A 13,600-nucleotide genomic window follows, 5' to 3' on the forward strand; every position below is an offset into this window, starting at 1 on the left:
CGCCTACATGTCCAGGACGATGTCGGTGCGGGGCCTGGCGCAGCAGATGAGCACCTGCCCGTCGGGCGGGGGTTCCAGCGGGTCCGGCGCGTAGGCGATGTCGCCGGAGAGCAGGGGCGTGGCGCAGGTGTGGCACACGCCGGTACGGCAGCTCCAGCGGGTGGGGACATCGCAGGCGTCGGCGAGGTCGAGCACGCTGCCTCGTCCGGTCGCGAACGGCACGGAGAGACCGCTGCGGGCGAAGACGACCTCCGGGCCGGTTCCGGCGGGCCCGGGCGGCGGGTGGGGCGGCCTGCGGCGCTGCCCGGTGAGCCCGGGATTGGTCGAGGGCAGCGCCCCGAACAGTTCGGTGCGGATGCGAGCGGCGTCGAGGCCGAGGCCGGTGAGAGCCTCGTGAATGTCGGTCATGAACGGGGCCGGCCCGCAGATGTACGCGCTGGCGTCGGCCGGCACGGCCAGCGCCCTCAGCGTGTCTTCGGTGAGGCGTCCAGGCGCGGCGTGGGCAAGGCTCCGCTCGGCGGGTGTGGCGGCGCTGTAGAAGACGTGCTCGTGGACGTGCGGCAGAGAGGCGAGCAGAGCCTTCGCCTCGGCGGCCAGCGCATGCTCGCGGGGTCCTCGGGCACCGTGCAGCCACCAGATGTCGCGGTCACTGCGAACGGTGGCGAGTGCGTGCAGCATGGACAACACCGGCGTGACGCCGATCCCGGCGGAGATGAGCAGGACCGGGCCGGTGCCACTGTCGAGGACGAAGTCGCCCCGAGGCGCCGCCACATCGAGGACCGCACCCGCTCGTACGCCGCCGGTCAGACAGCGGCTGACGAGGCCGTGCGGCTCCCGTTTGACGCTGATCCGGTAGGTGCCGGCATCGGGAGCGGACGACAGCGAGTAGCTGCGCACCGGAGCGGGCGGGCCCCCGCCGGGGATCCGCAGCGTCAGATACTGACCGGCCCGGGCGGCGGGCAGCGGGCTTCCGTCCGGCGCGGCCAGGTAGATCGACGAGACGGCGCCGGTCTCGGGGACCACTTCGGTCACGCGAAGCGGCCGGAACCCCGTCCATCCCGGGACGGTGTCCTGGGCGGCGGCCAGCAGGTCCCGGAACGATCCCTGCCAGCCGGGGCTCAGCGCCGGAATCCGAGACGCGTCGAGCAGCCTGGCGGGGTCGCGACCGGGCAGGTAGAGCAGCGCGTCGGCCTCGGCCACGGTCACCCCGTACGGACCGGTCCGGGTCTTGATGATCTGGTCCCCCGCCTGGATCCGCCCCTCGTGGACGACCCGCATGTAGAAGCCGGGCCGGTGGTGGCCGACCAGCAACGCGGGCAGTTCCGGCTCGGCCGTCCGAAGGCCCACCCGGTAGCAGGTGACCCGTGGCCGGGTGACCTCGAACTCGGCCGTGCCGATCCGGTACCGGTCACCGATGCAGACCTCGTCGTCCGGCAGACCGTCGACGGAGAGGTTCTCCCCGAAGTGGCCGTAGCCGAAGTCGTCCCGGCCGAAGTAGCTCCGCCAGTACTCATACGACTGGATCTGATAGACGAGTACGGCCCGCTGCTCACCGCCGTGCCCGTCCCGGTCGCCTTGACCGTCGCCGTCGATGTTCAGCCGGCGCACCGTCGCCGGCCCGGCCACCGGGTGTTTCCACACGCCGGTGTGGACGGTCCTGCCCTTCCAGGACACGTCCTTCGGCATGCCGACGTTCACCGAGAGCAGCACTGGCCCGGCGGTGCCCGTCATGGCTGCCCGCCGGAACCCGCCTCGTCCAGGGTGAGGTCGCGGTCGACGCCGTGCGGAAGGACGGTCTGGCCGGGTTCGAGCCTCAGCCGGGTGCCGTCCAGCTCCATCTCGGTCTTGTCCGGTTCGAAGGAGACCAGGCCGGAGATGCGCCGCACCTCGGTCCAGGCGTCCTCGTACGACCACGCCGCCTTGCGGGCGTCGGCGATGTTGTAGTAGCTGCACAGGCCTTTGTAGGGGCAGAAGGTCTGGCCCTTCGCCGGAGTCAGCGCGTCGGCGGCGATGTCGGCGCGGGGAACGTACCAGCGGGGCGCGAACCCCGACTCGTAGAGGACCAGCGGGCGCCTGGTGTCGGCGATGACCCGCTCCTGGTGCCGTACGACGAGATGGCGGCTGGTCTGGCGGATGTCGAGGCGGTGGTAGGGGTCGGCGGCGTGCCCGACGATCCGCTCGTCCTCTTCGTAGAAGGCGTCCATGGCCCGCCACGCGAAGGCCACCCGTCCCTTCAGGCCACCGGCGTGGCCGGGCAGGTCGGTGTGCCGCCAGGCCGCGCGCGGCACGCTGTGCGCACCCGCTCGCACGGTGTACCAGGAGGTTGGGCCCAGGTCGCGGTGGCGCGTGACGTGCTCGACGGGCTCCAGCGCGCCGTCGGCGGTGTCGCCGAGCGGGAAGTACGCGACCGGGTAGCGGCCGGGCTCGTGCAGCAGCACGACGTCCTCGCTGTCGGCGATCCAGAGGCCGCCGTACCGGACCCGCATCCGCCGGCGCAGCGGCTCGGCGAACAGCAGTCGCTCCGGGAGCGGGCCGGGGGCCAGGAAGTGGCCGATCGCGCCGGCGCCGAGCGGGCCCTGCTGCCAGGAAAGACCCATCGTCAGGCTCCTTTCCGGTAGTTCGGTGATGTCAGGAAAGTGGTTCGCCGCCGTCGATGTGCAGGGTCTGGCCGGTGAGGAAGGTGCTGGTCATGGCGTACAGGACGGCGTCGGCGACGTCGGCGGCGGTGCCGACGCGCCGGGCCGGGTTACGGGCGCTCATCTCGGCGAAGTAGTCCGCCTTGCCTTGTTCGCCCAAGGCGTCCCAGGCTCCGGTGTCGATCACGCCGGGAGAGACGGCGTTCACCCTGATGGGGGCCAGTTCCAGTGCGAGGGAACGGGCGAGGACGTCGGCAGCGCCGTTGGTGACGGCCACCCCGAGCGTGCCGGCCGTGATCTTCACCGCGGCGACGCCGGAGAAGATGACGAACGATCCCGCCTCGGTCATCCGGGGGGCCAGGTGCTTGGCCAGCATGAGCGGGCCGATCACCTTCGTGTCGAACGACAGCCGGACGGCCTCCCGGTCGAGGTCGGCCAGCCGTCCCCGGGCTCGCGCCGACGCGGTGGACACCACATGGTCGATGCCGCCGAGCCGTTCGCCCAGTGCGGCGATCGAGGAATCATCGGTCACGTCGACGGTCTCGGTCCTGATGGCGGGCTCCCCGGCGTAGGCGGCGGCCAGGGTGTCCTTGTCGCGGCCGGCGGCGATGACCTGTGCGCCCGCGTCGCGGGCGGCCACCGCGACCGCGCGGGCGATTCCGCCGGCCCGTCCCACCACCAGCACGCTCTGACCGTCCAGCAGTCCGGTCACGGCAACGTCCTGCCCAGGAACCCGCGGATGTGGGCCGCGGCGACGTCCAGGTGGCTTTCCAGCAGGAAGTGGCCTGCGTCCAGCAGGTGGATCTCGGCGCCGGGCGCGTCCTGCGCGAACGCCAGCGCGCCCTCGGGCCGGAAGATCTCGTCGCCTCGGCCCCACACCGCCAGCACCGGCACCCCGCTGTCCCGGAGCCAGGCGTGCAACTTCGGATACAGCGGCAGATTGCTCGCGTAGTCGGCGAGCAGCGCCAACTGCACCAGATCATTGCCCGGCCGGGACACCTGGGCGAAGTCGTGGTTCCAGGTATCCGGGCTGACCAGGGTCTCATCGGGCACGCCGTGCAGGTACTGCCAGCGAATCGCCTCCAGGGTCAGCGCCTGCCGTACGCCCGCCTCGGTCTGCGGGTTCTGGTCGCGCCAGTACTCCCGCACCGGCTTCCAGAACTCCTCCGCGAAACCCGCTTCGTAGCCGTTGCCGCTCTGGGTGATGACCGCGGTGACCGCATCCGGATTTCGCAGCGCGAGCCGCCAGCCCACCGGCGCCCCGTAGTCCTGGACGTACAGTGCGTACCGGCCGGCCCCGAGCTGGTCCAGCAGCCCCTCGGTCAGCCCGGCCAGGGCGTCGAAGGTGTAGTCGAACTCGTCGGCGGCGGGCGCGTCGGACAGGCCGAACCCGAGATGGTCGGGGGCGATCACGCGATAGCGGCCGGCCAGCGGCGAGATCAGATGGCGGAACATGAAAGAGCTGGTCGGGAAGCCGTGCAGCAGCACTACGGCAGGCGCCGCGGCCGGACCCGCCTCCCGGTAGAACAGCCGCCGACCGTTGACGGTCGCGTAGCGGTGATGGACGGTTGTCATGCCTTCAGCCTGAGTCGGCGGCAACGGTCCGGCATCCCCCAGCTGGGTAGCCATGACGGGTAGTGCCCCGGCCGACCGGATAGCGTGGCAGCCGTGCATCTGCCCGGAGGCGACGCGGACTTGACCGGCCGTCACGCCGAATGCGGAGCGCTCGACCAGCTGGTCGCGGCGATCGTGCAGGTCGGTGAAAGCCGGGCGCTGGTGCTGCATGGCGAGGCCGGTGTGGGCAAGACGGCCCTGCTCGACTACCTGGCCGAGCACGCCCCGGGCTGCCGGGTGGCGCGCGCCGCCGGCGTCCAGTCGGAGATGGAACTGGCGTTCGCCGGACTGCACCAGTTGTGCACGCCCATGCTGGATCGGCTGGAGGACCTGCCGCCGCCGCAGCGCGATGGGCTGCGCACCGCGTTCGGCCTGAACACCGGGCCGCCGCCGGACCGGTTCCTGATCGGCCTTGCCGTACTCAGCCTGCTGTCCCAGGTCGCCGAGGAACGGCCGCTGGTGTGCCTGGTCGATGACGAGCAGTGGCTCGACCAGGCCTCGGCGCAGGCCCTCGCGTTCGCCGCCCGGCGCCTGGGATCGGAATCGGTCGGCCTGGTGTTCGCGGCCCGGACGCCGAGCGTCGACCTCGCGGGGCTGCCGGAGCTGGCGGTCCCCGGCCTGCGGGACGAGGGCGCGCGCACGCTGCTGGATTCGGTACTGACCGGGCCGATCGACGGGCGGATCAGGGACCAGATCATCGCCGAGACGCGCGGCAACCCGCTGGCGCTCCTGGAGCTGCCGCGAGGCCTGACCGCGGCGGAACTGGCCGGCGGATTCGGCCTCCCCGGCCCGGCACCGCTCGCGGGCAGCATCGAGGAAGGCTTCCGGCGGCGCATCGGCGCGCTTCCGCACCAGACCCGGCGGCTGCTGTCACTCGCGGCGGCCGACCCGACCGGCGATCCGGCGCTGGTCTGGAGAGCGGCCGCCAGGCTCGGGATCGGCGCCGGCGCGGCGGCACCCGCGGCCGACGCCGGCCTGGCCGAGCTCGGCACCCGCGTACGGTTCTGCCATCCGCTGGCCCGCTCCGCCGCCTACCATTCGGCGTCCACCCACGACAGGCAGCGGGCGCACCAGGCCCTGGCCGAAGTCACCGACCAGCAGCTCGATCCCGACCGGCGCGCCTGGCACCAGGCGCGAGCGGCCCCCGGCCCGGACGAGGACATCGCGACCGAGCTGGAACGCTCGGCCGGGCGAGCGCTCGCGCGCGGCGGCCTCGCCGCGGCGGCCGCGTTCCTGAACCAGGCGGCCGCACTCACGCTCGATCCGGCGCGACGAGCCGAGCGGGCGCTGGCCGCCGCCCAAGCCAAGATCCAGGCGGGTGCGCTCGACGCGGCGCGGGATCTGCTGGCCATGGCGGAATCCGGGCCGCTCGGCCGCTACCAGCGGGCGAGTATCGACCTGATGCGAGCCCAGCTCGCGTTCATCACCAGCCGAGGGGCGCAAGCCCCGCCGCTCCTGCTGAAGGCGGCCGAGAAACTCGAACCCGTCGACCCTGAGCTGTCCCGCGCGACGTACCTCGACGCGATCTCGGCCGCGATCTTCACCGGTCGGCTGGCCGAACCCGGCAGCGGCATCCTGGAGGTGGCCCGCCAGGCCCGTACGGCTCCGCCGGCAGCACACGCCCCGCGCGCACCCGACCTGCTCCTGGACGGCCTGACCGCACATTTCAACGAGGGGTATGCGGCGGGTTTCCCGCTGCTGCGCGAGTCCCTGGCCGTCTTCGGTGACGGCATGTCGGCCGAAGAGGAACTGCACTGGCTGTGGCTGGCGTCCACCTCGGCGGCGCTGCGAGTCTGGGACTACGACCGCTGGGACGCGCTCTCCGTCCGCCATGTCCGGCTGGCCCGCGAGACCGGAGCGCTCAGCGAGCTTCCACTCGCCCTGACCTCACGTACCTACGCACTGCTGCTCGCCGGCGATCTGACGGCCGCGGTGACGCTGACCGACGAGATCCAGACGGTCAAAGAGGCGACCGGAAGCGGGCTCGCGCCCTACGGCGCCTTCGGCCTGGCCGCGCTCCGCGGCGATGAGACCAGAGCACTGGCCCTGATCGACGCCACCGTGGACGACGCCGCCCGGCGCGGGGAGGGAGTCGGGATCACCTTCGCCCAATGGGCGAACGCGATGCTCAACAACGGCCTCGGCCGCTACGACAAGGCCGCCGCGGCGGCGCAACGCGCCTGCGCCTTCGACGACGACCTGGGCTCGCTCGTCTGGGCGGTACCCGAACTCATCGAGGCGGCCGCCCGCACCGGCATGGCCGAAGCCGCGGCATGGGCCGGCGACCGTCTCGAGGAGATGGCCGGCGCCACCGAAACCGACTGGGGACTGGGCGTTCTGGCCCGCTCGCGCGCGCTGCTGACCGAGGGTGAGACGGCCGACCGCCTGTACCGCGAGTCGATCGCCCGCCTCGGCAAGACCCGGCTCCGCCTCGACCTCGCCCGCGCCCACCTCCTGTACGGGGAATGGCTCCGCCGCCGACGCCGCCGCCTCGACGCACGCGAGCAACTGCGCACCGCCCACGACATGCTCGAAACCATGGGCATGGCGGGATTCGCCGAACGGGCACGACGCGAACTCCGGGCCACCGGCGCGACCGCCCACCAACGCGCCCGGCCCACCAGGCAGCAGGAACTGACCGCCCAAGAGGCCCAGATCGCCCGCCTGGCCCGCGACGGGCTGTCCAACCCCGAGATCGGCACCCGCCTCTACATCAGCGCGCACACCGTCCAGTACCACCTGCGAAAGGTCTTCACCAAGCTCGGCATCACCTCCCGCAGCCAACTCGACCGCGTCCTGCCCAGCGACCCCCGATCGCAATGAGACGGGATGCGCAGGGACGAGTCCCGATGAGGCCTGATCGTCGAGGATCTGGCCGGTCTCTCGGCCGATGCCGGGTGATCGCGCTGTTCTTGAGGTGCGACGGTCGAGGAGCGCGGGGTGGGCGTGTGGCCGGCCGTGCTGGAATCTCGTGGGCGCTGAGACGGTTGACGTGGGTGTGAAGAAGATCGGTTTTCTCTCGTTCGGTCACTGGAGTGACACCGCGGGGTCGCGGACCCGGTCGGCGGCGGACGCCCTGCTGCAGTCGATCGAGCTCGCCGTGGCCGCGGAGGAACTGGGCGCCGACGGCGCCTACTTCCGGGTGCACCACTTCGCCAGGCAGCTGGCCTCGCCCTTTCCGCTGCTCTCCGCGATCGGCGCGAAGACCTCGCGCATCGAGATCGGCACGGGCGTGATCGACATGCGTTACGAGAACCCGATGTACTTCGCCGAGGACGCCGGGGCCGCCGACCTGATCTCCGGTGGACGGCTGCAGCTCGGCATCAGCCGGGGATCACCGGAACAGGTCGTCGACGGGTGGCGGTACTTCGGGTACGAGCCGTCCGAGGGCGACACCGATGCCGACATGGCGCGCATGCACACCGAGGTCCTGCTCACGGTGCTGCAGGGCAGGGGCTTCGCCCAGCCGAACCCGCGGCCGATGTTCCCCAACCCGCCCGGGCTCCTGCGTGTCGAACCGCACTCCGAGGGACTGCGCGACCGCATCTGGTGGGGCTCGGGTTCCAACGCCACCAGCGTGTGGGCGGGCCAGCTGGGCATGAACCTGCAAAGCTCCACGCTCAAGGACGACGAGACCGGCGAGCCGCTCCACGTCCAGCAGCGCAAGCAGATCGAGGCCTACCGGCAGGCGTGGAAGGACGCCGGGCACCAACGCGAGCCGCGCGTGTCGGTCAGCCGCAGCATCTTCGCGCTGACCAGCGATCTCGACCGTGCCTACTTCGGCCGCAACGCCGACTCTGACGACCACATCGGGATGATCGACGAGAACACCAGGGCCATCTTCGGGCGCTCCTACGCGGCCGAACCGGACGTGCTGGTCAAGCAGCTCGCAGACGACGAGGCCATCCAGGCCGCGGACACACTCCTGCTCACGGTCCCCAACCAGCTCGGCGTGGACTACAACGCACACGTCCTGGAGAACATCCTGACCCACGTCGCACCCGAACTCGGCTGGCGCTGAAGCCACAGCCAGCGCATCTGGGCACCGCTGGCTTGTCGGGCAGGGTCGACCGTTGGGTCCTGGCCGGTGTGTCAGGCGTCGGCAGGCTGGACGGCCGTGCCCTCGGCGGCGCCGGCGGTCCGTTTGGTGTCCACGCCGAACACCGCGACGACCAGTACAGCGAGCAGCAGCGGAACCGCCCCGAGCAGCGCGGTCGTGTTGATCGACGGCACCGTCGCGCCCGCCACCAGCACGACCGTGACGGCGACGCCGCCCAGCTTGCCGACGCCCGCCGACAGCCCCGACCCGCGCGAGCGAATCCGCGTCGGGTAGATCTCGGAGCTGTAGGCGGCCAGGACCGCCGCGATCGTCGCGGTGCCCACGATCGGGCCGCCCAGGAGCACATAGAGCCAGGCGCGGTCGTGCGCGAGATGCTCGCCCGAGACCGAGAACCCGCTCGCCCGCGGGCAGCTGCGAAACCCGCGTTGGGTATTCCCACGACTGCCAGCCACTCAGGTACTCCCCCAGGCCACCCGGCGGGGCCCGTTGCCCGGACGGTTTATCGCATGCAAGGCTGAATCGTCCTCACAAGAATCTCTTCCGCTTACACTCCGCGCCCTCTCGGACTGGACGGTGCACAAGCCCGCGGAGATCACTGCCGCTTTGTGCCGCCGGCGACGACCACGAGCACGGCGCGAGGAACCCGGGCCACGCCGGGGTTCCCCATCGGAACGGCCAAAAAGGGACACAAGTGACTAATCACGCATGGGGGACGGCTGCCTGGCATGGCCGCATCGAGCATGTCCGCGGCGCCGACCTGGACCCCGACACCGCACAGACATCGGGAATGCGAAGGTACGAGGCGATCTCAGGCAGGAGGGTGGGCTCGGAACGGCTCTGGATGGGCCGCACCCACGTCGGGCCCGCGACCAGTTCCGGCGACCATCACCACGGCGAGGCGGAAACGGCGATCTACATCGTCTCCGGCCGCCCGGTCTTCGTCTTCGCCGAAGGCACCGAGGAGGTCCGAGTCGAGACCCGGCCTGGCGACTACATCTTCGTCCCGCCCTATGTCCCGCACCGTGAAGAGAACCCCTCCCCCGACGAGGAGGCAGTCGTGGTCATCGCCCGCAGCACGCAGGAGGGAATCGTGGTCAACCTGCCCAGCCTGTGGGCGCACGTCGAGCGTCCGGCGGACCCCGGACAGCCATGAGGACCGACGAGCACGGGCAGGCCATCGGTACGGGAAGCCGCACCGCACTCGAACACTACGACAACGCCATCCATGAACTGCTGCACTTCCGCCCGGAGGTCGACACCGAAGCGAAGCAGGCACTCGAAGCGGATCCCGACTTCCCGCTGGGCAACGTCCTTTCGGCATACCTCCAACTGCTGAGCACCGAGCCCGAGAACGCGCGGGCCGCGGCGGAGCATTTCCGACAGTTCCGGTCGCGCGTGGACGGCTCCGGGCTCCTCCCCCGGGAGCGAGCACACGTCGCGGCGGTCGACCGCCTGTTGGAAGGCGACTTCCCCGGCTGCGGCCGCTTGCTCGGCAAGATCAGCGAGGAGTATCCGCGCGACGTCCTCGCGCTGTTCGTCGGCCATCAGATCGACTACTTCACCGGGGACGCCCGCGCGTTGCGCGACCGGGTCGGCGGTGCGCTGACGGCATGGAGCGAGACCGACCGGCACTTCGGCCAACTGCTCGGCATGTACGCCTTCGGGCTGGAGGAGGCCGGGCACTACGACCGATCGGAAGAGGTCGGGCTGCGCGCGGTCGAACTCGACCCCCAGGACGTTTGGGGCATCCACGCGGTCGTTCACACCTACGAAATGCAAGGCCGTTTCCGGCGAGGAACCACCTACCTGGACGAACGTCTGACCGACTGGTCGACCGGCACGTTCTTCAACGTGCACGCATGGTGGCATTACGCGCTCTACGCACTGGAGGCCGGAGACACGGCCCGGGCCCTGGAGATCTACGACGCCGTACTCCACGGCCCGGAGTCGACAGGCACCGCGATGGAACTGCTGGACGCCGCCGCCCTGCTCTGGCGCCTGCTTCTCGAAGGCGATGACCAGAACGCAAGGTGGAACGCCTTGGCCGACGCATGGGCGTCGAAAGCCCAGGAGCCTTTCTACGCGTTCAATGACATGCACGCGGTGATGGCCTTCGTCGGCGCCGGCCGCTTCAGCGACGCCGACCGGCTGATCACCGACCGCGAGGCCTACCTGGCCGCTCCCCTGCCCGACGTCACCAACCAGGCGATGACCGCACGCGTCGGCCTTCCGGTCTGCCGCGCTCTGGTGGCCTTCGGCCGCGGAGACCACACCACCGCCGTCGACCTCCTCGCCCCCATCAGGCACCACGTCAACGAATTCGGCGGCAGCCACGCGCAGCGCGACGCGGTGCAGAAGACCCTGCTGGAGGCCGCCCTCCGCTCCGGCCGCCTCGATCTGGCCCGCGTCCTGGTCAGCGAGCGGATCAGCGTACGACCGTCCAGCCCGTTCAACTGGCTCAAGCACGCCGACGTGGCCGAAGCACTCGGCGACGCGGCCACCGCGACCACCGCCCGATCGCACGCCGCGAAACTGCGCCAGCCCTAAGAAACGGATAGCGACAATCCACAATTATCACGAGAGGCATGCGCGATAACTCAGTGAACATGTGAGCGATGAAAGGGCCTCGCCACATGGCTCCCGCTCTAAAGGCGGGTGGCCGTCTGGATCAGCCCGGCGAGGGCCAGGGACCGGCTGTGCGGCGGCCAGGCGATCACGGTGGTGACGGTCGGCGCGTCCAGGATCGGCACGAACGCGAGGTCGCGGCGGAGATGGATCCGGGCGGTCTCCGGCAGGAGGGCCACCGCCCTGCCCAGCGCGATCAGCTGCAAGAGCTGGGCGTGGTCGTGCACCTCGGGTCCCGGGCCGTCGGGGTAGCCGCCGTCGCAGTGCGGCCAGCGTGGCAGCGGAAGGCCGGCGATGTCGGCCATGCGCAGGTCCGTACGGCCTTCGAGGGGATGCCCCTTCGGCAGGACCAGGATCTGGCCCTCGGTGCTCAGCTCCTCGATGTCCAGGCCGGTCGTCGAGTCGAACGGCCTGTGCAGCAGGCCAACGTCGGCCCGGCCGTCGCGGAGCAGCCGCTCCTGCTCTCCGATCCCGCACAGCAGGACCTCGACGGCGACCGCGCCGGGCTCGGCGGCGTAGGCGTCCAGGAGCTTCGGCAGCAGTTCACTCGACGCCCCGGCCTTGGTGACCAGCACCAGTTTCGGCTCCCCGGCGGCGGCGCGGCGGGTGCGGCGGGCGGCGGCGTCGACCGCGTCGAGGGCAGCCTGGCCCTCCCTGAGCAGGACCTTTCCGGCCTCGGTGAGTTCGACGGTACGGCTGGTACGTTCGAGAAGCTGAACGCCCAGGCGGCGTTCCAGCTGCTTGATCGCCCGTGAGAGGGGCGGCTGGGCGATCCCGAGGCGCTCGGCGGCGCGGCCGAAATGGAATTCCTCGGCGACGGCGACGAAGTACCGCAACTCCCGCGTCTCCATGCTCTCACCGTACCCGGGGATCAATACCCGTGAGGTATCGAACGCTACCCAGGCGGTGTTGGAGTGTTTTCGGCCGAGCGGCCAGGATTTCGGGTATGAGCGAACAGACGATCACGCTGATCACCGGCGCCAACAAGGGAATCGGATACGAGATCGCCGTCGGGCTGGGCGCCCTTGGCCACACCGTCGGCGTGGGGGCCAGGTCCCCGGAGCGGCTCTCGGAGGCCGTCGAGAAACTCCGCGCCGAGGGGGTCGACGCGTTCGCGGTACCCCTCGACGTGACCTCCGACGAGAGCGTCGCCGCCGCGGCCTCCCTGGTCTCCGAGCGTTTCGGACGGCTCGACGTGCTGGTCAACAACGCCGGGGTGACCGGCGGAATGCCGCAGACGCCCACGACCGTCGACCCCGCGACCATGCGAACGGTCGTGGAGACCAACGTGATCGGCGTCATCCGCGTCACCAACGCCATGCTGCCGCTGCTCAGGCGGTCCGCCGCACCACGAATCGTGAACATGTCCAGCAGCGTCGGGTCTCTCACCCGCCAGAGTTCTCAGTCCAGCGTGGAGGCCGTAGGCCCGATCTCCGCCGCCTACTCGCCCTCCAAGACCTTCCTCAACGCCGTGACCCTTCAATACGCCAAGGAACTGCACGACACCAACATCCTGATCAACGCCGCCTGCCCCGGCTACTGCGCAACCGATCTCAATGGCTTCCGCGGCGTCCGCACCGCCCAACAAGGCGCCGCCGTAGCCATCCACCTGGCCACCCTGCCCGACAACGGCCCCACCGGCTCCTTCTTCGAAGACGCCGGCGTGGTGCCCTGGTAACCCGTCGGCTCCGCTGCCCGGCGGCTGGACCGGGGGCATGAGTGACGTTTCGGACATCCAGAACGCTGAGTGGTAGACGACGGCCACGGAAACCCCACCGTGACCGTCGGCGGGGTGCGCCCGACCGGACTGCGGACCGCCCCATGCTCGAGCCCCGCCCCCGACACCCCCGAGTCGGGGGCGGGTCTCCTTCCGGCCTGACCAAGACCCCGAGCGCCGGAAGCGACGGCGCAGCGTGGGCCGCCGAAGATGCGGCGCCGGCTACCCGGTGCCGTTCGCGCGGATTCCGTCGATCAGGTATCCCAGGCCGCGGTGGAACGCGTCGTCCCAGTCGTTGTCGCTGGGATGACCATGCGCGGCCAGCGTCGGATACGTCTCGCGCCGGGCCGCGAGGATCTTGTCGGCGGCGTCGCGGGTGGACGGCTCGTCCCCGCCGTGCCAGGACAGCTGGCTGATCGCGGCCCCGATCACAAAGTGCGACAGTCCGTAGGCCGCGGCGGTCAGCGGCGCGCCCGTGAGCCCGGCGCGTTGCAGGGCCGCATGCAGGAACTCGGTGCGCGTGAGGACGTTCGGGCCGAGCATCGGCCGGCCCATCAGCGTCGCGGTCCATCGGTGCCGGAGCATCACCGCACGCCACCGCTCCACCATCGCGGTGACGTCGGCGCTCCAGTCGTCGGTCGCCGGCGGCACCTCGGCCTCGGCGAACACCCTGTCGAGGGCCAGGTCGAGCACGTCGTCCTTGGTGTCCAGGTGCCAGTACAGCGTGGTCGAGCCGGTGCCGAGCCGCTCGGCCAGCCGCCGCATGGTCAGCCGGTCCGCGCCCTCCTCGTCCAGGAGCGCGACCGCTTCGGCGACGATGCGTTCCCGCGACAGCGGCGGCGCCTCCCGCCGTCCGCGCGGCTGCTTCAACCAGATGTCGCCCGCTCGGCTCGTCCCCATCCGCCCAGCCTAGTACGGTGAACGAGTACCGGATCAATGGCCTAGTCA

12 protein-coding genes are annotated in these 13,600 nt (G+C 71.0%); 5 read left to right on the forward strand and 7 right to left on the reverse strand.

What is annotated here, in order from left to right; all coding sequences use genetic code 11:
• Positions 1 to 3: 3 nt before the first annotated feature.
• From AB0C84_RS31725 to AB0C84_RS31740, 4 genes are read right to left on the reverse strand one after another with little or no spacing between them, the layout of a single operon-like run.
• Positions 4 to 1,731 carry an MOSC and FAD-binding oxidoreductase domain-containing protein gene (locus AB0C84_RS31725; RefSeq protein WP_361073722.1) on the reverse strand — a complete coding sequence of 576 codons (1,728 nt, stop codon included), beginning with the start codon at positions 1,729 to 1,731 and terminating at the stop codon, positions 4 to 6.
• Positions 1,728 to 2,597 (reverse strand): DUF427 domain-containing protein, encoded by an 870-nt coding sequence (locus tag AB0C84_RS31730; protein ID WP_361073724.1) that lies wholly within the window; start codon positions 2,595 to 2,597, stop codon positions 1,728 to 1,730. Before AB0C84_RS31730 ends, AB0C84_RS31725 begins: the two co-directional genes overlap by 4 nt.
• Positions 2,598 to 2,628: 31 nt before the next feature.
• Positions 2,629 to 3,348, reverse strand: a complete 720-nt coding sequence (locus AB0C84_RS31735) for an SDR family oxidoreductase (RefSeq protein WP_361073726.1) — start codon at positions 3,346 to 3,348, stop codon at positions 2,629 to 2,631.
• The gene (locus tag AB0C84_RS31740) at positions 3,345 to 4,211 is read right to left on the reverse strand and encodes an alpha/beta hydrolase (protein ID WP_361073728.1); all 867 of its coding nucleotides are present in this window, start codon (positions 4,209 to 4,211) and stop codon (positions 3,345 to 3,347) included. Before AB0C84_RS31740 ends, AB0C84_RS31735 begins: the two co-directional genes overlap by 4 nt.
• 93 nt (positions 4,212 to 4,304) lie before the next feature.
• Between AB0C84_RS31740 and AB0C84_RS31745 the strand changes: the two genes are divergently transcribed.
• Positions 4,305 to 7,073, forward strand: coding sequence for an AAA family ATPase (locus AB0C84_RS31745; protein ID WP_361073730.1), 2,769 nt, complete (start codon positions 4,305 to 4,307; stop codon positions 7,071 to 7,073).
• A 175-nt stretch (positions 7,074 to 7,248) separates the two neighbouring features.
• Positions 7,249 to 8,271, forward strand: a complete 1,023-nt coding sequence (locus AB0C84_RS31750) for an LLM class flavin-dependent oxidoreductase (RefSeq protein WP_361073793.1) — start codon at positions 7,249 to 7,251, stop codon at positions 8,269 to 8,271.
• 71 nt (positions 8,272 to 8,342) lie between these two features.
• On the opposite strand, the gene AB0C84_RS31755 is transcribed toward AB0C84_RS31750, so the two are convergent.
• Positions 8,343 to 8,762 carry a hypothetical protein gene (locus AB0C84_RS31755; protein ID WP_361073732.1) on the reverse strand — a complete coding sequence of 140 codons (420 nt, stop codon included), beginning with the start codon at positions 8,760 to 8,762 and terminating at the stop codon, positions 8,343 to 8,345.
• Between the two features lie 335 nt (positions 8,763 to 9,097).
• Here AB0C84_RS31755 and AB0C84_RS31760 point away from each other — a divergent pair, with 335 nt between their 5' ends.
• Positions 9,098 to 9,463 (forward strand): cupin domain-containing protein, encoded by a 366-nt coding sequence (locus AB0C84_RS31760; protein WP_361073734.1) that lies wholly within the window; start codon positions 9,098 to 9,100, stop codon positions 9,461 to 9,463.
• Positions 9,460 to 10,857 (forward strand): tetratricopeptide repeat protein, encoded by a 1,398-nt coding sequence (locus tag AB0C84_RS31765; protein ID WP_361073736.1) that lies wholly within the window; start codon positions 9,460 to 9,462, stop codon positions 10,855 to 10,857. The genes AB0C84_RS31760 and AB0C84_RS31765 overlap by 4 nt, the downstream gene beginning before the upstream one ends.
• A 98-nt stretch (positions 10,858 to 10,955) precedes the next feature.
• Here AB0C84_RS31765 and AB0C84_RS31770 read toward each other — a convergent pair whose 3' ends face one another.
• Complete coding sequence (locus AB0C84_RS31770) at positions 10,956 to 11,786, reverse strand: LysR family transcriptional regulator (RefSeq protein WP_361073738.1); 831 nt, start codon at positions 11,784 to 11,786, stop codon at positions 10,956 to 10,958.
• 95 nt (positions 11,787 to 11,881) lie between these two features.
• Between AB0C84_RS31770 and AB0C84_RS31775 the strand changes: the two genes are divergently transcribed.
• Complete coding sequence (locus tag AB0C84_RS31775; RefSeq protein ID WP_361073740.1) at positions 11,882 to 12,613, forward strand: SDR family oxidoreductase; 732 nt, start codon at positions 11,882 to 11,884, stop codon at positions 12,611 to 12,613.
• A gap of 261 nt (positions 12,614 to 12,874) precedes the next feature.
• Here the strand turns inward: AB0C84_RS31775 and AB0C84_RS31780 are convergent, their stop codons facing one another.
• Entirely contained in the window at positions 12,875 to 13,552 is a 678-nt protein-coding gene (locus AB0C84_RS31780; protein WP_361073742.1) for a TetR/AcrR family transcriptional regulator, read from the reverse strand.
• Positions 13,553 to 13,600: the final 48 nt, after the last annotated feature.

This window comes from Actinomadura sp. NPDC048955, assembly GCF_040649435.1.
Classification (GTDB): domain Bacteria; phylum Actinomycetota; class Actinomycetes; order Streptosporangiales; family Streptosporangiaceae; genus Spirillospora; species Spirillospora luteofluorescens.

Bases quoted from the DNA above. Each gene is read 5' to 3' on its own strand.
- AB0C84_RS31725 (WP_361073722.1), bottom strand. From the start codon at position 1,731: ATGACGGGCACCGCCGGGCCAGTGCTGCTCTCGGTGAACGTCGGCATG.
- AB0C84_RS31730 (WP_361073724.1), bottom strand. From the start codon at position 2,597: ATGGGTCTTTCCTGGCAGCAGGGCCCGCTCGGCGCCGGCGCGATCGGC.
- AB0C84_RS31740 (WP_361073728.1), bottom strand. From the start codon at position 4,211: ATGACAACCGTCCATCACCGCTACGCGACCGTCAACGGTCGGCGGCTG.
- AB0C84_RS31760 (WP_361073734.1), top strand. From the start codon at position 9,098: ATGCGAAGGTACGAGGCGATCTCAGGCAGGAGGGTGGGCTCGGAACGG.
- AB0C84_RS31765 (WP_361073736.1), top strand. From the start codon at position 9,460: ATGAGGACCGACGAGCACGGGCAGGCCATCGGTACGGGAAGCCGCACC.
- AB0C84_RS31770 (WP_361073738.1), bottom strand. From the start codon at position 11,786: ATGGAGACGCGGGAGTTGCGGTACTTCGTCGCCGTCGCCGAGGAATTC.
- AB0C84_RS31775 (WP_361073740.1), top strand. From the start codon at position 11,882: ATGAGCGAACAGACGATCACGCTGATCACCGGCGCCAACAAGGGAATC.
- AB0C84_RS31780 (WP_361073742.1), bottom strand. From the start codon at position 13,552: ATGGGGACGAGCCGAGCGGGCGACATCTGGTTGAAGCAGCCGCGCGGA.